At 42.3% G+C, this 20,238-nt stretch carries 14 protein-coding genes; 6 read left to right on the forward strand and 8 right to left on the reverse strand.

Annotation, left to right across the window (positions count from 1 at the left end; genetic code table 11):
• Positions 1–69: 69 nt before the first annotated feature.
• The 4 genes from AB5062_RS01520 to AB5062_RS01535 all read right to left on the reverse strand — a co-directional run bounded on the left by AB5062_RS01520 (position 70) and on the right by AB5062_RS01535 (position 4,776).
• Complete coding sequence (locus AB5062_RS01520) at positions 70–1,305, reverse strand: HD domain-containing protein (RefSeq protein WP_117720173.1); 1,236 nt, start codon at positions 1,303–1,305, stop codon at positions 70–72.
• Positions 1,306–1,393: 88 nt separating this feature from the next.
• A complete protein-coding gene (gene pyrF / locus AB5062_RS01525) occupies positions 1,394–2,212 on the reverse strand; it encodes an orotidine-5'-phosphate decarboxylase (protein ID WP_005843024.1) in 819 nt (272 codons plus the stop codon).
• Positions 2,213–2,248: 36 nt separating this feature from the next.
• Positions 2,249–3,364 carry a peptide chain release factor 1 gene (prfA, locus tag AB5062_RS01530; protein WP_005843023.1) on the reverse strand — a complete coding sequence of 372 codons (1,116 nt, stop codon included), beginning with the start codon at positions 3,362–3,364 and terminating at the stop codon, positions 2,249–2,251.
• Positions 3,365–3,606: 242 nt separating this feature from the next.
• Positions 3,607–4,776 (reverse strand): AIR synthase-related protein, encoded by a 1,170-nt coding sequence (locus tag AB5062_RS01535; protein WP_005851064.1) that lies wholly within the window; start codon positions 4,774–4,776, stop codon positions 3,607–3,609.
• A 1,237-nt stretch (positions 4,777–6,013) separates the two neighbouring features.
• Here AB5062_RS01535 and AB5062_RS01540 point away from each other — a divergent pair.
• Positions 6,014–6,607 carry a hypothetical protein gene (locus tag AB5062_RS01540; protein ID WP_057279659.1) on the forward strand — a complete coding sequence of 198 codons (594 nt, stop codon included), beginning with the start codon at positions 6,014–6,016 and terminating at the stop codon, positions 6,605–6,607.
• A 2-nt stretch (positions 6,608–6,609) separates the two neighbouring features.
• The gene (locus tag AB5062_RS01545; protein ID WP_057279660.1) at positions 6,610–7,608 is read left to right on the forward strand and encodes a virulence RhuM family protein; all 999 of its coding nucleotides are present in this window, start codon (positions 6,610–6,612) and stop codon (positions 7,606–7,608) included.
• A gap of 348 nt (positions 7,609–7,956) precedes the next feature.
• On the opposite strand, the gene AB5062_RS01550 is transcribed toward AB5062_RS01545, so the two are convergent.
• Positions 7,957–9,636, reverse strand: a complete 1,680-nt coding sequence (locus tag AB5062_RS01550; RefSeq protein ID WP_057279661.1) for a glycoside hydrolase family 10 protein — start codon at positions 9,634–9,636, stop codon at positions 7,957–7,959.
• 78 nt (positions 9,637–9,714) lie between these two features.
• Here AB5062_RS01550 and AB5062_RS01555 point away from each other — a divergent pair, with 78 nt between their 5' ends.
• From AB5062_RS01555 to AB5062_RS01565, 3 genes are read left to right on the forward strand one after another with little or no spacing between them, the layout of a single operon-like run.
• The gene (locus AB5062_RS01555) at positions 9,715–11,145 is read left to right on the forward strand and encodes a carbon starvation protein A (protein ID WP_118292401.1); all 1,431 of its coding nucleotides are present in this window, start codon (positions 9,715–9,717) and stop codon (positions 11,143–11,145) included.
• Positions 11,132–11,353 (forward strand): hypothetical protein, encoded by a 222-nt coding sequence (locus AB5062_RS01560; protein ID WP_005851069.1) that lies wholly within the window; start codon positions 11,132–11,134, stop codon positions 11,351–11,353. The genes AB5062_RS01555 and AB5062_RS01560 overlap by 14 nt, the downstream gene beginning before the upstream one ends.
• 18 nt (positions 11,354–11,371) lie before the next feature.
• Positions 11,372–11,863 carry a hypothetical protein gene (locus tag AB5062_RS01565; protein ID WP_005851070.1) on the forward strand — a complete coding sequence of 164 codons (492 nt, stop codon included), beginning with the start codon at positions 11,372–11,374 and terminating at the stop codon, positions 11,861–11,863.
• A 109-nt stretch (positions 11,864–11,972) separates the two neighbouring features.
• Here the strand turns inward: AB5062_RS01565 and AB5062_RS01570 are convergent, their stop codons facing one another.
• The 3 genes from AB5062_RS01570 to uvrA form a co-directional block, all read right to left on the reverse strand.
• A complete protein-coding gene (locus AB5062_RS01570) occupies positions 11,973–14,279 on the reverse strand; it encodes a family 20 glycosylhydrolase (protein WP_032938752.1) in 2,307 nt (768 codons plus the stop codon).
• Between the two features lie 56 nt (positions 14,280–14,335).
• Entirely contained in the window at positions 14,336–15,367 is a 1,032-nt protein-coding gene (locus AB5062_RS01575) for an endonuclease/exonuclease/phosphatase family protein (protein ID WP_005843009.1), read from the reverse strand.
• A gap of 245 nt (positions 15,368–15,612) precedes the next feature.
• Positions 15,613–18,414: an excinuclease ABC subunit UvrA gene (gene uvrA / locus AB5062_RS01580; protein ID WP_032946428.1), complete on the reverse strand. Its 2,802-nt coding sequence runs from the start codon at positions 18,412–18,414 to the stop codon at positions 15,613–15,615.
• Positions 18,415–18,495: 81 nt separating this feature from the next.
• Between uvrA and AB5062_RS01585 the strand changes: the two genes are divergently transcribed.
• Positions 18,496–19,995: a glycoside hydrolase family 10 protein gene (locus AB5062_RS01585; protein ID WP_032946429.1), complete on the forward strand. Its 1,500-nt coding sequence runs from the start codon at positions 18,496–18,498 to the stop codon at positions 19,993–19,995.
• Positions 19,996–20,238 lie beyond the last annotated feature (243 nt).

Raw genomic sequence — 20,238 nt, forward strand, 5'->3', positions numbered from 1 at the left:
TGTAAACACATCATTAATTATGCAAATTACGCATTTTTTTTTTATATATCCGTACAATTCGCTAATTATTTAATGTCCGTCGTTTTCGGAACGCAGGTAACATATATAATATTTTTTGACTTTTCGGGAGAGAAGAGAGATGTTGAGCATATCCGAAGCCTTGGCTATATCGCGGGTGCTTCCATCTTTATAGATGATTTCAATACTGTCATCCTCCTTTTTATACATATTGTTTTCTATACTGGATATGGATAGGAAGTATTTTGCTTCTTTCTTGTTGATATTCAGTTTCTTACTTATTCTTGAAAGAATTTCTTCTTTTCGTGCTTTTGTGATGGAAGAGGAGGTTACCTCTACTTTGAATAGTTTCCTGTTAATCATTCCACGACTCAGAGTGGACAATACCACATCGCTGTGATTGCTCCAAACTTTCAGTGCAGTCCATATGTCATTATCATCTAATTGAATAAAATTTTCAATACAATCCGGGCTGTTATAAAATTCTTTTTTATCAATAGGATGGTATAAAAAGAATCTTAAAGCGGGTGAGGCGAACAGCTCTACGCCACGTAAGGCTAATTCCTTTGCTCGTGTCAGAGTGTTGACCAGCATTTTTTCACTGGCAACGGAGGTCTTGTGCAGATATACCTGCCAGTACATCAGGCGGCGGGACATCAGGAAGTTTTCGATGGAGTAAATGCCTTTGGATTCTACTACCAGGTGATCGTCTTTTACATCAAGCATTTTGATGATGCGGGCGGACCCGATATTGCCTTCGGATACACCGGTATAGAAACTGTCACGCCGCAGATAGTCCAAACGATCCATATCCAATTGACCGCTGACCAGTTGGTGCAGGAATTTCTTGGGATATTCATCTTTGAATATCTGTATGGCAAGATTGAGTTGACCTTTCATGTCCTTGTTCATTCGTTCCATCAGCATCAAGGAGATTTCTTCATGTGAAACGCCTCCTGCCAATGTGTTTTCCAGCACATGGGAGAAGGGACCGTGTCCGATGTCGTGTAACAGGATGGCAGCTTGTACGGCTTCCGCTTCGCTGTCAAAGATGAAGTTACCTTTGGCGGTAAGGTGCTTGATCGTTTCGCTCATTAAGTGGAAAGCGCCTAATGAGTGTTGGAAACGGGTATGTTGTGCTCCCGGATATACGGCAGAGGACAGGCCCAGTTGCTTGATGCGGGTAAGACGTTGCAGCAATGGGTGACATACAATGTCATATAGTAACCCCTTCGGGATGTTGATAAACCCGAAGACGGGGTCATTTATAATTTTTCGGTCACTCATGGGGAATAATTATTCAGTGTGCTGATATGCTTAAACCAATGTATTACGCTATGTATCTACCTGGTAATTTGCATATTAGCACATTGTTTTATTGGCACATTATTTTCTCCATCTGTGCCTGGACTTTCTGAGCTTCTTGTCCTGCTACAGTCGCAAAATTCTCAGTTTTATCCGCATAGATAATGGCACGGCTTGAATTAACAATAAGTCCACAGGTACTATTCATGCCATATTTGCAGACTTCCTCTAGAGAACCTCCTTGTGCGCCGATTCCAGGTACAAGCAGGAAGTGGTTGGGAACAATTTTACGGATGTCTTCGAAAGCGCGTCCTTGTGTGGCACCTACTACGTACATCATGTTTTCATCGTTGGCCCATTCTTGTGATTTGCGCAATACTTTTTCGAAAAGGCGTTCGCCGTTGGTGTCCTCGGTCAGCTGGAAGTCGTGGGAACCCTTGTTGCTGGTAAGCGCTAGCAGGATTACCCATTTGCCTTCGTAACTCAGGAAGGGAGTCACGCTGTCTTCACCCATGTAAGGAGCTACGGTGACTGAGTCAATGTCCAGCTCTTCAAAGAATGTGCGGGCATACATGGCCGAAGTGTTTCCGATATCGCCACGTTTTGCATCGGCAATGATGAATTGGTCGGGATAGTTTTCCTTGATGTAGGATACAGTCTTTTCGAAAGCGATCCATCCTTTTACGCCCATGCTTTCATAAAAGGCCAGATTGGGTTTATAGGCGATGCAATAAGGGGCGGTAGCGTCAATGATGGCTTTGTTGAAAGCGAAGATAGGATCTTCTTCTTTTAACAGATGTTCGGGGATCTTCTTTATGTCGGTGTCCAGTCCTACACAGAGGAATGATTTTTTCTTTTGGATATTTTCAAATAATTGTTGCTTGTTCATTGCTATGTTTACAGTTTATGGTTTACGATATTTAAATTATAATTCGCTCTCTTTCAAACGTTCGGCATTCTCGGCTACAGTCAAATGGTCAATGCAGTCTTGAATGTCGCCATCCATAAAGGCGGCCAAATTGTAAATGGTATAGTTGATGCGGTGGTCGGTGATACGTCCTTGCGGATAATTGTAGGTACGTATTTTTGCCGATCGGTCTCCGGTAGATACCATTGTTTTTCGTTTGCTGGCAATGTCGTCAATGTACTTTTGGTGTTCTTTATCATATATAAAGGTACGCAGGCGAGAAAGGGCTCGTTCTTTATTCTTCGGCTGGTCACGGGTTTCGGTACATTCTATCAGGATTTCCTCTACTATTCCGGTGTTGGGGTTCTTCCAGTTGTAGCGCAGGCGTACTCCGGATTCCACCTTATTTACGTTCTGTCCGCCGGCACCACCGCTTCGGAAAGTGTCCCATTTGATTTCCCCTTCGTTAATTTCCACATCAAAAGGCTCGGCTTCGGGTAAAACGGCGACTGATGCGGCTGAAGTATGTACACGTCCTTGGGTTTCGGTGGCTGGTACACGTTGCACACGATGTACGCCCGATTCATATTTCAGAGTGCCATATACTTTATCTCCGGTTACGGAGCAGATAATTTCCTTAAAACCTCCTGCTGCTCCTTCATTGGCGCTGGATACTTCCAGTCTCCAACCTTTTGTCTCGCAGTATTTGGAGTACATACGGAACAAGTCGCCTGCAAAAATGGCGGCTTCATCACCTCCCGTACCACCGCGTATCTCCAGAATGGCATTTCGGTCATCTTGCGGATCCGCAGGAACGAGTAACAGTTTGATTTCCTCTTCCAGTTCTGGGATGCGGACTTCGCAGAGATTTGCCTCTTCGCGTGCCATCTCTTTCATCTCCGGGTCGGATTCGTTAGTCATGATTTGTTTGGCCTCTTCCAGTCCATTCAGGCATTGTATATATTCTCTACGGGCTTTCATGATGTCATTCAAGTCCTTGTATTCCTTGGTGAGCTTGACATAACGTTTTTGGTCAGCTATGACATTAGGGTCTGTAATGAGGGTGGAAACTTCCTCAAAGCGAGCCACTAACCCGTCTAATTTCTCAAGTAATGTATTATTGTTTTCTGCCATTCTTTTCTAAACATTTATTTGCGACATACCAAGTGAGTAATATCCACCCAAGTATGGCAAGTACTTTTCTTACTGTATATAGTATGTCATGCCAAGTTGTTTCATGACCCCATGCGGTAGAGATGAAATACAACTCGCGTATTGTATCAATCGTAACTAATGAGCATATTATTGCTCCTATGCCATAAAAAAATCTTTTTTTCAATGTAGCAGGCTTGGAAGTGTTATTATAATATTGCTTGTCAGTATTTGAATTCTCCAAACTCACTTTTGATAATTAGCTCCTTCTTGTCACTTTCTTCTATACGTCCCACGATCTTCGCGTCAATATTGAATGACTTGCTGATGGCGATCACCTCTTCGGCATGTTCGGGTGAGAGGTAAACTTCCAGGCGGTGGCCCATATTAAATACTTTGTACATTTCTTCCCAATCGGTGCCGCTTTGTTCCTTGATGGTTTTGAACAGAGGGGGAACGGGGAACAGGTTGTCCTTTACTACACGGCAATTGTTTCCTACAAAGTGCAGGACTTTGGTTTGAGCACCGCCTGAGCAGTGAACCATTCCGTGAATTTCAGGTCGGAGCGCATCCAGTAATTTCTTCACTACCGGAGCATAGGTACGGGTAGGTGAGAGTACCAGCTTTCCTGCATCCAGCGGACTTCCTTCCACAGCATCGGTCAGCTTCAAATTGCCACTGTACACTAGTTCTTCGGGTACTGCCTTGTCATAGCTTTCGGGATACTTCTCGGCCAGGTATTTTGCGAACACGTCGTGGCGGGCACTGGTGAGTCCGTTGCTGCCCATGCCTCCGTTGTATTCTTTTTCATAAGTAGCCTGTCCGTAAGATGCCAGACCTATGATGACGTCACCCGGGCGAATATTGGCATTGTTAATGACATCGGTACGTTTCATGCGGCATGTTACGGTAGAATCTACGATGATGGTACGAACCAAGTCACCTACATCAGCAGTCTCGCCTCCGGTAGCGTATACGCCTACACCCATTTCGCGAAGTTCGGCCAACAGTTCATCCGTTCCGTTGATGATAGCGGAAATGACTTCACCCGGAACGAGTAGCTTATTACGGCCGATAGTTGATGAAACCAGAATATTATCTACTGCACCTACACACAACAAGTCATCGATGTTCATAATCAGTGCATCTTGTGCAATGCCTTTCCATACGCTTAAATCGCCGGTTTCTTTCCAATACAAATAAGCCAGTGATGATTTGGTACCTGCACCGTCAGCGTGCATAATGTTGCAATATTCAGGATCTCCGCCTAGAATATCGGGGATGATTTTACAAAAAGCTTGCGGAAAAATACCTTTGTCAATGTTCTTAATGGCGTTGTGCACATCTTCCTTGGATGCTGACACACCGCGCTGCATGTATCGTTGATTGCTCATGAGTTATATATTTTATTCAATTGAATGTGCAAAAATAGTTATTATTTTGCTTATAGCCTTGAGTTTTATGAAAATAAAAGAGGAGAAGGGATTTATTCTGTTCCCATATTATTGCCGTTCCTGTTTTAGATTTATTGTTATGCTCTTATTTTTTAGACAAGTAAATTTAATATGTATATCGAACAGGCATTAATATCATACACTATTTATATGTTACAATGCCTTGTCAATATAGCGTTATAAAGAAAGACGCATAGTACAACCACCCCCCCATCAATATCAAAGATCTTAAAGACTATAAAAGAAAACACGGCCTAATTTAACGTGAAATATAAAATTTCCCCGTCATCTCATCGTCTTCATTATCAGTATGTTCCGGTGTGAAAATATCTGTAAAGGCCCCGAAACGGTTGGTAATCGCCGGTCAATGTACCACATTGCGCCCACCATACCCATAGCGGCAAAACTCCAACAGATGTACCTTGCCGGCAGTATGTTACCATGAAAACAGCCTTATGGCTTTATTGCTTCACCTGTGTGAAGCGGCAGTTTCACACAGGTGACAACGGCTCTTCACCCGAATGATAGGGCCTGTTCATCTGGGTGATGGTACAGATGGTGCACTCTTCTTGCACGGATACTGCCGTAAATATACCAAGATTACGTATCCAATATGACAACCGGCATCTGACGAGCTGGCTTCCGCAAGGAAAAACGAAAAAAAACACTTTGTGGGGATACAGAAAATTCTGTCACTGCATATCGTTGTATATCAGTATAATGCGGTGGCGGAACAAAAACATTGCAGTGCGGAAATAAAAAATAACAGTACGTAAAGTTTTATCAGATTATAACTTAACGACAAAGATGGATATGCCCGGCAGACAAACTTTTTGAGAGCCGGGCATCTGCAACGACATAATGTGTCATGCCAAAGAAGCAGTTTGCATTTTATTTTAGATTTTCATCAGTTTGATACAACCGATTGAAGAATAAACTTTTAGCGTAGTATTTGAGAAACAGAGGTAACGATTTAGTAACCGTGCGAATATCAGCGATTTGCGGTGCTATGCTGTCAAACAACTCTTTGCATTTATAAAGTTAATAAAATTATTCGGGGAATAATGCCTACTATCAAAAAAACTGCATCCTATCTTTGTAGATAGTCCATATAAAAAGAATGCAACCTCACAAATTATAGCTATCTTTGTGATTGAAACTCAATGCATCAATTACAATGGCAAAAATTACCGTTCAAAATACAGATATTAGCGTTGTCAAATACAATGAAGAAGACTATATCAGCCTTACAGACATGGCAAGAAGCCAACTGCAAGATGAGCATGGAAACATTTTTGCTAAAATGAATACTTCTGCCTTTATCGTAGAAGATAAAATTCATGCAATATATGAAAATGGGAAATTGTACTTTCAAAGTTATACAATTGCAAATCAAATATTTTCGCTAATAGATTTTGTTACAGAAGCCACAAATACAGAAATTGAATTATTTGGCGAAATAAAAGGTATAGATGTAAATGCAGAGAATATAAAACATATCGCAAACATAAAAACTCGTCGACTCATAAAATTATTATCTAGCACAAACAACATTGCTACTTTTATGCGAAAGACGTTTCGAACGAAAACAAGTCTTTTAAAGAAATATGGAATCAATGCACAAATTAATGGGAACAATGAGTTAGTGTTACCGACCAATAATGTTGTTGAGCTAAATCGTACTTTAGAATTTCTTAATGAAGATATATTTAGAGGTATCATCACTGATAGCCTTTATCATTCAAATTCCAAGAAAAAAGACAATCGCTAATCATGAGTGAGAATAACAAAATAATACTTTATCAAGACGATAATGAGATAATACGTGTGTCTGTTCGCTTTTCCGATGAAGATTTGTGGCTGACACAGAATCAGTTGGCGGAAATATATTGTACTACACAACAGAATATCAGCCAACATGTAGATAACATCTATAAAGACGGAGAATTATTCACAGAAGCAACTAACAAGAAATTCTTGTTAGTTCGTCGGGAAGGCAATCGTCAGGTGAGACGTAACATTGACCATTACAATCTTGACATGGTTATCGCCTTGGGCTATCGTGTGCAATCTCAGGTTGCAACCCGTTTTCGCCGTTGGGCGACTCAACGGCTTCATGAATATATCCAAAAGGGATTTGCTATGGATGATGAGCGGTTGAAGCAAGGGGGTAATCGTTACTTCCGTGAGTTGCTGCAACGCATCAGGGATATTCGTAGTAGTGAACGTAACTTCTATCAACAGGTTACGGACATATATGCCACAGCCACGGACTATAACCCACGGGACGAGATGACAAAGATGTTTTTTGCCACCGTGCAAAACAAGCTCCATTATGCCGTTCACGAAAATACGGCAGCGGAAGTTATCTACAATCGTGTGGATAATGAGAAGCCGTTTGTGGGTATGATGAACTTCAAAGGCAACTATGTGACTAAGGATGATGTGAAGATTGCCAAGAACTATTTGTCAGAAATAGAACTCCAGCGTTTGAATCTGCTTGTTTCCGGTTTCTTGGACTTTGCCGAGTTCCAGGCATTGGAAATGAATCCCATGACCATGAAAGATTGGATAGAGGCATTGGATAATCAGATTATTGCCCATAAACGAAAGGTTTTGATTGATAAGGGACGTATTTCACATAAACAGGCGATTGAAAAGGCAGAAAAGGAATTCGCCATCTATCGCAAACGCGAAATGGATTTGCTTGAAAGTGATTTTGATAAAGAAATCAAAAGATTAAAGGACAAGAATGATAATAATCCAAACTAATCCACTACCTTTGCATTTGAAGTCAGCGTTCTTTGGGTTTAACAAGGCAGAATACAGAACTTCGCTCGTTTCTAAATCGTTACCTATCAAGAAGCCAATCTTTGCAACCCATTCAATTTGAGCGATAAAGACAATGCACAATGTCTTGCCACGTGGTAGGTCAAACAAACCTTGAAACCGCATTGTATGCCTATATCTTTGAGTATTTTGTTACAACTTCCGCGTCCACCGTGATACAACACATCAGAGGCAGGTTGCCGTTGGGTTTGGCACTGCCTTTCTTCACGTAGAATAACACTTTGAATGTACTTCGCTACGCTTTGCCCAAATTTACTTTTTGCTATGTGTTTATTTTACGATTGTTCCGACAAAGGTTTGTGCTCCTGCATTATTCAAGATATATACTGTATAGAATCCGCCGGGTAATGAGGCTATGGACATTTGGGGTGCATAAACAAAATATTTTATTTCTTCACCGGTAGCAGTAAATATTTTCACTGTCTTTGCCTCTTTTATTTCAGGCAGGGTGAGAATATCTCCGTCATTTAGTAAAGGTATGTCCGTTTCTGAAATTGCATTCAGTTCCAAGGGAGCACTTTCGTTTCCAAAACGGTCGGCAGCTGTTACGGCAAAATAACGTTTTTGTCGCCAAGGTGAAATAGGGGTATATTCGTATTCCGTATGGGTGAGATAGGTTTCCAGTAAGTTTCCGGCATCTGTGATATCTACCGGATAGGTATCCGAGGCATAAAGATGATAGGTGACAAGACCTCCGTTGTTATCTGTGGAAATCTGCCAGCTCATGTGCATTTTGCCGTCCGGCAACAGTTGCAGGGAAGGCATGGCCGGAGTGGATGGGGGGATGCTGTCCATCCAGGTCATTGGGGGAATCAATGCCGGAGTGGTATAGAAATTCTCTTGGAGTTCGTCCCAAATGCCTTTGGTGTTGTTCAATAGAAAACGATTGCGGAAGTAGGCTTGTCCGTTTAGTTTTATCTGACGGGTGAAATGAAGTTGGCGGACTATTTCGTCCAACGGCCAATTTTGTTCGTCGGGAGAGAGGAAATAAATGCCCAAACCTGGTACTATCCAGCGGTTACCGCAATTCTCTTTCCAATCCAATGCAAAAGGATAGAAATTATTTCCCTGAAAATACATCATCGGGAACAACGCATCATGAATACCTTCTTTTAGCCATTTCTGAGCATCTTGGTAAACTACATGATAAGCGTTCCATCCACGGGAGGGATATCGGTTGGTATCTCGGTATTTGCCAATAGGGGAACTGCTGACTTTCACCCAGGGTTTGATAGTCTTGATGTCGGTATAGAGCCTATGCACAATATCTGTGATATTATCACGCCGCCATTGTTTCAACTCCTTACCTTTGCCGTATTTCCGGTAGGTGTCCTTGTCGGGAAAGTTGTCGGCTTGCTCAGGGTAGCGGATGTAATCGAAATGAATGCCGTCTATATCATAACGGGAAGTTATTTCTTTTACGATGCATGACAGATATTCTTTGGTTCCCGGATTTCCCGGGTCCAAGTACCAGTTACCTTTATAAAGTTTGCAAATAGTCCGGTTTTTCCGTACTACGGAGCTACGTCCTTGCAATTGTACTTGACGGGTGTTTCCGGCAGGAATCGTAACAATCCATGCATGTAGTTCCATGCCGCGTTTGTGGCATTCTCCGATGGCGAAAGCCAAAGGGTCATATCCGGGATTCCCTCCTGTGCTACCTGTCAGTGATTCGGCGAAAGTTTCTATGGCGGAAGGATAAATCATATCTCCGCGCAGACGGGTTTGCAACAATACCGTATTGAAATTGGCGGCTTTCAGGCGATCCAGTATATCACATAATTCTTTTTGCTGACGCCGGATGCCTGATGCGTTTACTGCCTTGTTACGAGGCCAGTCCATTCCTCCGAGCGTAGTGATCCAGGTGGCACGGATTTCATATTTAGGTTGTGAGAAAACGGGTGATAAACTCACTATGACTAGTAATAAAGTTATAAAGAATGTTCGCATTTACTTTAATTTTAGGGCAAAGATACGAAGTAATCAATTAATTCGTTACTTTTGCCCCAACAAAACAAAAAATAGAATATGATAACCTTTATTATTGCATTATTGGTTCTTGTAGGCGGATACTTTTTGTATGGAAGTTATGTGGAACGTGTGTTCGGTCCTGACAAGATAAGGAAGACACCTGCCCTGACCATGGCGGATGGTGTTGACTTTATTCCACTTCCTACTTGGAAGATTTTCATGATTCAATTTTTGAATATAGCCGGCTTAGGACCTATTTTCGGTGCTATAATGGGAGCGAAGTTTGGTACGGCGTCTTATTTGTGGATTGTTTTAGGTACCATTTTTGCCGGGGCGGTACACGATTATTTGTCCGGAATGCTTTCCATTCGGCATGATGGCGAGAGTTTGCCGGAAATTATCGGTCGTTACTTGGGCCTTCCCACAAAGCAGTTGATGCGCGGTTTTACGGTTGTGCTGATGATATTAGTCGGAGCGGTTTTTGTGGCAGGACCTGCCGGATTGCTTGCCAAACTTACTCCGGAGTATATGGATGTTACTTTTTGGATTATAGTCGTATTTGTCTATTATATGTTGGCTACATTGTTGCCGGTAGATAAGATTATAGGAAAAATATATCCGTTGTTTGCCATTGCTTTATTGTTTATGGCGGTGGGGATTTTGGTGATGTTGTTATGGAATCATCCGGCATTGCCCGAAATTACGGACGGGCTGCATAATACCCACCCTGCCGGATTACCAATTTTTCCTATCATGTTTGTTTCTATTGCTTGTGGGGCAATCAGTGGCTTTCATGCCACACAATCTCCGTTGATGGCACGTTGTATGAAGAATGAGAAGTATGGCCGTCCTATTTTTTATGGAGCGATGGTGACCGAAGGGATCGTGGCATTGATTTGGGCTGCTGCCGCTACTTGTTTTTTTCATCAAAATGGTATGGAGGAGAGTAATGCTTCGATTATTGTGGACAGCATAACCAAGGAATGGTTGGGTACGATAGGAGGTTTATTGGCTGTACTGGGGGTAATTGCCGCTCCTATTACCAGTGGAGATACCGCTTTACGTTCAGCTCGTTTGATTGTTGCCGATTTTATGCATTTGGAACAAAAAAGTATAGCGAAACGTTTATTGATTTGTATTCCTATTTTTGCGGTAACTATCGGTATATTGTTGTACAGTCAGCGTGATGCGACAGGATTTGATATGATATGGCGTTATTTTGCCTGGTGTAATCAGGCTTTGTCTGTGTTTACTTTGTGGGCGGTCACTGTTTTTCTGGTACGTGCGAAAAAGAATTATTATATTACCTTGTTTCCTGCCTTGTTTATGACGGCTGTATGTTCTACTTATATTTGCATTGCTCCCGAAGGATTGGCACTTTCTGATTATGTATCTTATATAATCGGTGGTCTTTGCACGTTGGTAGCCGCTATAGGGTTTGTAAGTTGGTATAGGAAACAAAACAGCATAGTTTATGAAAAAATATAGAAAATCGATTTGGTTGCCTGTCGCTTTGTTGGTTTATACTACAGCGATGGCCGTTTATTTTATTCCGCGTAATACGGAAATAAGTGATACGGAAAAGTATCTCACAGTAGGTTTATCCTATATGATAATAGCGTTGTTATGGATTGTCCTTCGTAAGAAAGAAAAGGCGGAGGAAAGACGTGAACGTGATTTGGAAAATAAAAAATAACTATTAAACGACAACATTATGAAGAAAATTTTAGTCAGCTTGATGCTGTTGGTAATGACTGCACTGAGTGCACATGCTCAATTTGAGAAGGAGGTATGGTATGTGAATGCTTCATTGACAGGGCTTGACCTATCTCATAGCAAGAATGAGGGTACAAATTTTGGTTTCGCTTTGACCGGTGGTGCGTTTGTAGCCGATAATGTGGCTGTATTGCTGAATTTTAAGGGCAATTATGTAGAACATGGAATGGATGAAACCAGTATTGGTGCACAAGGACGTTATTATTTTTCCAGTTGCGGTATTTATGGAGGATTGGGAATGGCGTATAAGCACCTTTCTTGTGTAGGATTTAAAAAGAATCTGGTTTGTTTGACACCGGAAGTCGGATATGCTTTTTTCTTGGGCAGAAATGTGACTATTGAGCCGTCTGTATATTATGACTTGAGTTTTAGTGATATTTCAGAATTTAGTAAATTAGGCTTCAAGATAGGGTTCGGAGTTTACTTCTGATTGATGTAATTCCACCACAGATTACGCAGATTATTGAATGGGAGAATTCATTGAAATTCAATCTATGTAAATCTGTATAATCTGTGGTGGAAAAACTTTTTATGTGAGATTAATGCGCATAGAGATGCGTGAACGGAATTTCTTTACCATCACTACCTGTTACTTTTAATTTCAGTTGTCCTCCGTTTTGGTCGAAATAACGTAATTCCATTGGATGATATCCTTTCGCCAATGCCTTTTGTCCCACTATTTCCTTAGGTCCGTGAGGCCCGTCATTGTCTACTATCTGTTCACTGTCTATGGTCAATGTACTACCATCGTCGGACAGGAGTGCAAAAGTGTAGATATCGTCTTGAGGAGCATTGAAATATCCTTTGATAATCAGTCCGATATTTCCTTTTACTTTTTTAGGAATCATAACGTCTTCCACTGGATAAGTACCATTGACCGGAGCTTTTTCTATTTCACTGCATTTATTTCCTTTAAATTCGTGCCATGTAGCTTTCAAACCCGGATTGGAAGGAGCGGCAGTTACAGAGGGGGTATATTCACTTTTGATGAAACGGGTCTTGGCTATGTCACCTTTCTTTCCATTAGGGCGGAAGGTGCAGAAAGTAAAGTCTGTGGTTTCAGTCACTTTGATGGGACCTTCATATACGGGAGATTGTAAAGTAGGAGTACTGCCATCAGTGGTATAGTGAATTTCCGCAGTGGGGTCAAGGCAAGTTACATTGATGGTTCCTTCACCGATAAAGGCGTTGACGGCATTAAAGCCTTCCAAATCGGGTATACGGTAATTGATACCCATGATATTGAGACGTTCAAACTGATCAGACAGGCGTTGTTTGAAGGCATTCCAGTCTTTTTGCTCCGGTTTGCTCCAACCTAATTCGGCAATAGCCAGCAAACGTGGAATGGCCATATATTGCATACGTGCGTTGGAAGGAATCCATTCGCACCAAATATTTCCCTGCACTCCTAAAATCAGCGACTGCTGCTCGGGAGTCAGGTTGTCTGTCGTATCCAGATTATAAATGCTTGCCATAGAATTCTTGTCTTCTGCATAATCCAAATAAAATTGTCCGTTAGGAGTGAAAATGACAGGGTTGCCTTGTGCCGTTGCCTTGGTCGCTGCATCTTTTACCCAGCTGCGCCACCACATTACGGTGGCTGTTTTAGACAATCCGCCTTCAATGATTTCATCCCAGCCTATCATTTCTTTGCCTTTCCCGTTAAAGAATCTCTCCATGTCATGAATGAACCATGATTGCAGTTCTTCTTCGGTTTTCAGATTATTGTCATGCATACGTTTCTGGCAGTCCGGACATTTTTTCCAATTGGTTTTTTCTACTTCGTCACCTCCTATATGTACATACTTATAGGGGAAAAGGGCTATCAGTTCTGCATAAATATTCTTGCAGAACTCCAATGCAGAGTCTTTCCCCGGACAAACAGGTGAGGAGAAGACGCTTCCCCAACCGGTTTCGTTAAAACAGGAAACACCTTCATAGTTACTCACAGCTGCCAGCATGTGTCCCGGCATATCAATTTCGGGAATAATATCTATGCCTCGTATTTTGGCGTATGCTATGACATCCTTGATATCTTCCTGAGTGTAGTAGCCTCCATATAGGGTGTCACCTTCTACGATGCGTATCTTGTCTTCGGGAATTGCCATATCCGGATTGTTGTCAGTCTTTGACTGACGTATGCATTCGCGGTCATGGGAATTGAATTTGCGCCAGGCTCCTTTTTCCGTCAGTAAAGGATATTTCTTGATTTCGATACGCCATCCTTGGTCATCGGTAAGATGCCAGTGGAATTTATTCATCTTGTAAAGGGCCATGACATCCAGTAATTCTTTCACCTCATCTATTGTGTAGAAATGGCGGGATACGTCCAGCATGATGCCTCTCCATTCAAAGCGGGGGGCATCTTGAATGTTAACGGCCGGTATGGCCCAGTCTGTACCTTTAACAATTTCTTTAGATTCTATTTGCGGGGGAAACAGCTGTCTGAGGGATTCGATACCTGCAATGACACCTCCGTAAGAGTTACCTGTAATGTTGACCTTATCGCTCTCGGCTGTCAGGGTATAGGCACCTTCTTTTCCTTGAACATCCCCCAAGGCAAGGGTGATGGTTCCTTCGCCTTCTTTTACTTTAAGGTCGTAGCCTGTGGCACCGGAAAGCATATCGGCCAAATACTCGGCTGCGGGAATTAGTTCGGCGTCAATAACACCGATGGAGGTATTACTTTTCAATACAAAAGCACCGTTTGTTTCCTCCAGATGGTTGGTTATGGGTACAATGGATACCTCTTTTGTTACAGGGGGAGTACTGGTACATGCTCCCAACATCAATGTGCCTGCTAACATACAGGCGGTCATTAACTGCTTATGTGTACATTTGGTCATAGGATAATAAATTAGGTTATTGGACAAAGATAACAGAAATATTGGGAAAAACGATATTATTTGGCGGGATATTGGAAAGTAACCAGTACTCCTTTATGGTCTGTAGGCCATACGCCCAATGGTTCTATAAACTTGTCTTTAGATGTTTCCTGAACACGCTGTGCACGGACTATGGAATTTTTCGGACCGAAAATGGCGGCGTCTTTCACTTTCAACCCCTTTTCGGGATAATACCAAATGTAATCTATACGGTCGCGTTCATCTGCTTTGGGAGCCCAGGTTATTTTGTCGGCGGGCTTTGCCGGATTATCCGAAGGATAAGTGAAGCCGGGATAGTTTAATACATCTGGATAGAATTCTCGATAGGCGTCTTTCAATCCGGCTTCGTCTAACAGGACAGGAACTGTCCAGGGGATTACAAAGCCATGATGGTCATACAGGTCTTTGGTTTCTTCAGTCCAATCTTGATGTGAAGGTTCATTAAAATCTCCTCCTAAAATGATGGTGTAGCCGGCTGCACGATCTTTTTTTGCCTGTTCAATGAATAGTCTGATGGCGTCATCGCGTTGTGAGGCTACATTTCTCTTTAATACTTCTTCTACGGTAGTGGGGATAGGGATTTCTTCCCAAGTAGAACCATCATATCCGCGTACATTATAATAGGCGTCATCCAAATAATCAAGATGAGCGGTATAGACTGCTATTTTCTGTCCGTTCATATCGGCTGTAAGGCGATAGATACTGCCGTGGTCATTCTTTTCGGGAAAAACGGTTAATGAATCAGTGATGGGGTATCGGCTTAACAGACCTGTATCATAGGTATAGAAGGAATAATAGGTTTCTCCTTTTTCCTTTAATGATTGCACTAGGCGGGCAGTGAAATTGGTGTTTTCGTAATTACGTACTTCGCTCAATGTGACGAAGTCCGGACGAAGACGGGCTATTTCATTCACAATAGCGTCGTAACCACCGGGAATTACAGTTCCTTCTTGCCAAATGTTCCATTGAAGAACGGTGAATTCTTTCTCTTTTTGTGAACATCCCAATAGGAAAGGGAACAGCAAGAGTAGTAAAAAAAGTTTTTTCATATTCTGTTGATTTATAAGGTTGTTAATTCAATTCTAAATTTACTCATATTTTCGTTTAGATTGACAATGTGGAAAACATTAAAACAGATTTTTAGTAAAATGATTCTGCAATCATACCACAAAATGCTAAATTTACAGAACAGAATAAATCACTTTTAAATTCCCATTTATCATCTAGTGGTATATTGCGTATAATCATATTTAATAATTTGTGTCAGTTTGGACAATCAACGGTGAATAAAAAATCAATCAGGAGAATCCATCGCCAGTTTTTCACGTAAAAACTGTCCCGTATAAGATGCCGCACATGCTGCAACCTCTTCCGGAGTGCCCGCAATTACCAGATTTCCTCCCATATTTCCTCCTTCGGGTCCTAGGTCAATCACATGGTCGGCACATTTTATCACATCCATATTATGCTCGATAATGATAATGGTATGTCCGCGGCTGATTAAGGCTTCAAATGCTTCCAGCAGTTTCTTGATATCATGAAAATGCAGACCTGTGGTTGGTTCATCGAATACAAAAATAGTGGGTTGTGCTTTCTCTATGCTCAGAAAATAAGCTAGTTTTACGCGTTGGTTCTCGCCGCCGGAAAGAGTGGAGGAGGCTTGTCCTAACTTTATATATCCCAATCCCACTTCTTGTAATGGAATTAGTTTCTTCACTATCTTTTTTTGATTGTATTCGGCAAAGAATTCAATGGCTTGATTCACTGTCATTTCCAGAATGTCATAGATGCTCTTGTCTTGGAATTTTATTTCCAGCGTGTCGCTCTTGAAACGTTTTCCATGACAAGACTCACATTCTAGTACCAAATCTGCCATAAATTGCATTTCAACGGTTACCGTACCGTCACCTTTGCATTCCTCACAGCGCCCGCCTTCGGTATTGAATGAGAAATATCCGGCAGTATATCCCATTTGCTTGGCAAGAGGCTGTTCGGCAAAGAGTTTTCGTATTTCGTCGTATGCTTTTACATAGGTTACCGGATTGCTGCGTGATGATTTTCCGATAGGGTTCTGGTCTACAAATTCAATATCTTTCACCAGCTGTACATCTCCTTCCAAAGAGATGAACTCACCCGGCCGTTCGCTAGCTTCACTATATTCGCGTTTCAATGCCTTGTAAAAGACATCACGTACCAACGTACTCTTCCCCGAACCGCTGACTCCCGTAACTACCGTCATTACATTCAGTGGAAATTTTACGTCAATGCCTTTAAGGTTGTTTTCACGCGCACCTTTTATTTCTATATAATTGTTCCACGGACGATGGCATCGGGGAATCTCTATGTTTTCTTCTCCCAACAAATAGCGCACCGTATAACTGTTACTGTTTCTTTGAAGATCGTTCATGTTGCCTTGATATACTATTTGTCCTCCTAAACGTCCTGCTTGAGGACCGATATCAATGATATAATCGGCAGCACGGATTATTTCTTCATCATGTTCTACCACTACTACGGTATTTCCCAGTTCCTGTAACTGACGAAGTACTTTTATCAGCCGGTCGGTGTCACGGCTGTGTAATCCGATACTGGGCTCATCCAGGATATAGAGTGAGCCTACCAAGCTGCTGCCTAATGAGGTGGCCAGATTGATGCGCTGGCTTTCACCGCCGGAGAGCGAGTTGCTGAGACGGTTCAGTGTAAGATATCCCAAACCCACATCCATGAGGAAGTTGATGCGGTTGGTAATTTCCGTTAAGATCCGTTTGGCGATGGCTGTGTCATGTGCATCTAGTTCTAGAGTGCGGAAGAATTCTTTTAAGTCGTGAATAGGTAAGTCAACCAGTTGAGAGATGGATTTTCCACCTACTTTTACATAACCGGCTTCTTTTTTCAAGCGTGTTCCGTGGCAGACAGGACAAATAGTTTTTCCCCTGTATCGTGCCAGCATCACACGATATTGTATTTTATATTGGTTTTCTTCCAGCATTTTGAAGAAAGAATCTATACAGGCCTTATTTCTAGGTCCATGCCATAAATAATCTTTTTGTTCCTGTGTCAGTTCATAATAAGGGGCGAAGATGGGGAAATCGTGGGCGGGAGCTTCATGAATGAATTCCTGTAGCCATTCCCCCATCTTTTCACCACGCCAGCAAAGGACAGCTCCGTCATATACACTCAGAGCACGGTTTGGAATCACCAAATGTTCATCTATACCTATCACTTTACCGAAGCCTTCGCATTCGGGACAAGCGCCGAGAGGGGAATTGAATGAAAACATTTGGTCATTCGGTTCTTCGAATTTAATTCCGTCGGCCTCGAATTTAGTGCTGAAAGAGAACAGCTGCGTACTTCCGTCAGCAGAGTAGAAGCGGAGGAGGCAATTCCCGTCTCCCTCGTACATGGCCGTTTCGGCAGAATCGGTGAGGCGGCTGATACTGTCTTTGCTATCATCGGCTGTCATGCGATCTACCAGCAGATAGATGTTTTGTTTTTTATCTTCGGCAGCTGTTTGTTGCAGAAAATCTTCTATACGGACTATTTCACGGTTCACCTCTATACGGGTAAATCCTTGTTTCAAGTCCATTTCCAGTTGCTGGAGCAGTGTACGGCCTTCACGGGGCATCATAGGAGTGAGAACCGTGTATTTCGTTCCTTTAGGAAAGGAAAGCATACAGTTTACAATATCTTCAATACTATGTTTTTTCACCAGTTGCCCGCTAATGGGGGAATAAGTCTTCCCCACGCGTGCATAGAGCAGTCGCAGATACTCATATATTTCGGTGGAAGTACCCACGGTGGAACGAGGATTGCGGCTGTTCACTTTTTGCTCTATGGCGATAGCGGGTGGTATACCTTTGATGAAATCACACTCAGGCTTGCTCATGCGGCCCAGAAATTGGCGGGCGTATGATGACAGGCTTTCTACATAGCGTCGCTGACCTTCAGCGTATAATGTATCAAAAGCCAAGGATGATTTTCCGGAACCGGATAGTCCCGTGATGACGACCAGCTTGTTGCGTGGAATGTTTACATCGATGTTTTTGAGGTTGTTTACCTTTGCTCCTTTTATGGATATATAGTTACTTTCTGACATTCTTTATTGAATTTGGTTTAATATGCAAAGATAATTATAAGTTTTCTTATCTTTGCAAGCGTATTAAACAAGAATAACAAAATGAGAGCAAAAACTATTCTTCTTTTATTGATAGCACTACTTTTTACTTTTGTTGTCAGTGCTCAGACACGTTATCCTAAACGTGAGTTCCGCGGTGCATGGATTCAGTGTGTGAATGGACAGTTCCAGGGAATGCCGACAGAGAAGATACAGCGGCTGTTAATAAATCAACTAAACAGTCTGCAGGGCGCAGGCATTAATGCGATAATTTTTCAGGTACGTGCAGAAGCCGATGCCTTGTATAAATCTTCTTATGAGCCGTGGAGCCGCTTTCTTACAGGAGTGCAGGGCAGAGTGCCTTCACCTTACTGGGACCCGATGCAGTTCATGATTGATGAATGCCATAAGCGTGGAATGGAGTTCCATGCCTGGATTAACCCTTACCGTGCCAAGACAAAGGGAACTACTGCCTTATCACCCATTCATCCGTATAATAAGAATCCGGAACGTTTCGTGAATTATGCTGGGCAACTTTATTTTGATCCGGCTTTGCCCGAAAACCGTAAATACATTTGCAAGATTGTGCGCGATATTGTTACCCGTTATGATGTGGATGCCATTCATATGGATGATTATTTCTATCCTTATCCCAACCCGGGCGAAGATTTTCCTGATCATGTCAGTTTTGCGCAATATGGTCGCGGATACAGTAATAAAGCCGATTGGCGCCGTGACAACGTGAATGTGCTGATAAAGGAAATTCACGAAACTGTGCGCGAGTGTAAGCCGTGGGTGAAGTTCGGTGTTTCTCCTTTTGGTATCTACCGCAACAAGAAAAATGATCCGAATGGAAGTGATACACGCGGTCTTCAGAATTATGATGATTTGTATGCAGATGTGCTGATGTGGATTAATAATGGTTGGGTAGATTATAATATCCCTCAGATTTATTGGGAAATAGGTCATCCTGCTGCCGATTATGACAACTTGATACATTGGTGGGCAAGACATGCCGCTTCGCGTCCGTTATTTATCGGTCAGGATGTGATGCGTACGGTGAACAAGGCGGATGCCCGTAATCCGTTACAAAACCAGATGCCTGCCAAAATGAAGTTGCAACGGTCGCTTCCTACCGTGCAGGGAAGTTGTCAATGGTATGCTGCTGCAGTGGTGGATAATGCCGGCAATTACCGCACTATGCTGGAGAAGGAGTATCATCGTTATCCGGCTTTGATTCCTGAATCTCCTTTTATGGACGATAAGGCTCCAGGTAAAGTAAAGAAGGTGAAGATGGTATGGACGTATGAAGGTCCGGTACTCTTCTGGACAGCTCCGAAGGCAAAGGACGAGATGGACAAAGCTGTACAGTATGTGGTTTATCGCTTTGATAAAAAAGAAAAAGTCAATTTGGATGATGCTTCCCATATTGTAGCCATTACCCGTGACCATTTTTATCCATTACCTTATAACGATGGAAAAACGAAGTACCAGTATGTGGTGACAGCGTTGGACCGTTTGCACAATGAGTCGAAGGGTACTAAAAAGAAAGTAAAACTGTAAGAAGCGGGAGTGTTTCTTTAATTTTAGATTTTATTTTTACTGCCACTGCCTGGGTATTATATTCACGTCCTATCGATGAATAAAGAATTCCGGGGCAGTGGCAGTTGATTTGTATGCCGCCTGTTTTCCGGGTGCTATATTGTTTATGTTGAAATCAGGAAAAGGTTATAACATCTGTAATCCATCTATTGCGGCTTTATCTAATCAGTGATGACAAAGAGTTGATGATTATTTCCGGAGCCA

The sequence above is a fragment of the Phocaeicola sp. RTP21359st1_B8_RTP21360_211022 genome (assembly GCF_040911965.1).
GTDB lineage: Bacteria > Bacteroidota > Bacteroidia > Bacteroidales > Bacteroidaceae > Phocaeicola > Phocaeicola vulgatus.

Excerpts from the sequence above, each read along its gene's own strand:
- AB5062_RS01520 (WP_117720173.1), bottom strand. The coding sequence starts at position 1,305 with ATGAGTGACCGAAAAATTATAAATGACCCCGTCTTCGGGTTTATCAAC.
- pyrF (WP_005843024.1), bottom strand. The coding sequence starts at position 2,212 with ATGAACAAGCAACAATTATTTGAAAATATCCAAAAGAAAAAATCATTC.
- prfA (WP_005843023.1), bottom strand. The coding sequence starts at position 3,364 with ATGGCAGAAAACAATAATACATTACTTGAGAAATTAGACGGGTTAGTG.
- AB5062_RS01535 (WP_005851064.1), bottom strand. The coding sequence starts at position 4,776 with ATGAGCAATCAACGATACATGCAGCGCGGTGTGTCAGCATCCAAGGAA.
- AB5062_RS01540 (WP_057279659.1), top strand. The coding sequence starts at position 6,014 with ATGGCAAAAATTACCGTTCAAAATACAGATATTAGCGTTGTCAAATAC.
- AB5062_RS01545 (WP_057279660.1), top strand. The coding sequence starts at position 6,610 with ATGAGTGAGAATAACAAAATAATACTTTATCAAGACGATAATGAGATA.
- AB5062_RS01550 (WP_057279661.1), bottom strand. The coding sequence starts at position 9,636 with ATGCGAACATTCTTTATAACTTTATTACTAGTCATAGTGAGTTTATCA.
- AB5062_RS01555 (WP_118292401.1), top strand. The coding sequence starts at position 9,715 with ATGATAACCTTTATTATTGCATTATTGGTTCTTGTAGGCGGATACTTT.
- AB5062_RS01560 (WP_005851069.1), top strand. The coding sequence starts at position 11,132 with ATGAAAAAATATAGAAAATCGATTTGGTTGCCTGTCGCTTTGTTGGTT.
- AB5062_RS01565 (WP_005851070.1), top strand. The coding sequence starts at position 11,372 with ATGAAGAAAATTTTAGTCAGCTTGATGCTGTTGGTAATGACTGCACTG.
- AB5062_RS01570 (WP_032938752.1), bottom strand. The coding sequence starts at position 14,279 with ATGACCAAATGTACACATAAGCAGTTAATGACCGCCTGTATGTTAGCA.
- AB5062_RS01575 (WP_005843009.1), bottom strand. The coding sequence starts at position 15,367 with ATGAAAAAACTTTTTTTACTACTCTTGCTGTTCCCTTTCCTATTGGGA.
- uvrA (WP_032946428.1), bottom strand. The coding sequence starts at position 18,414 with ATGTCAGAAAGTAACTATATATCCATAAAAGGAGCAAAGGTAAACAAC.
- AB5062_RS01585 (WP_032946429.1), top strand. The coding sequence starts at position 18,496 with ATGAGAGCAAAAACTATTCTTCTTTTATTGATAGCACTACTTTTTACT.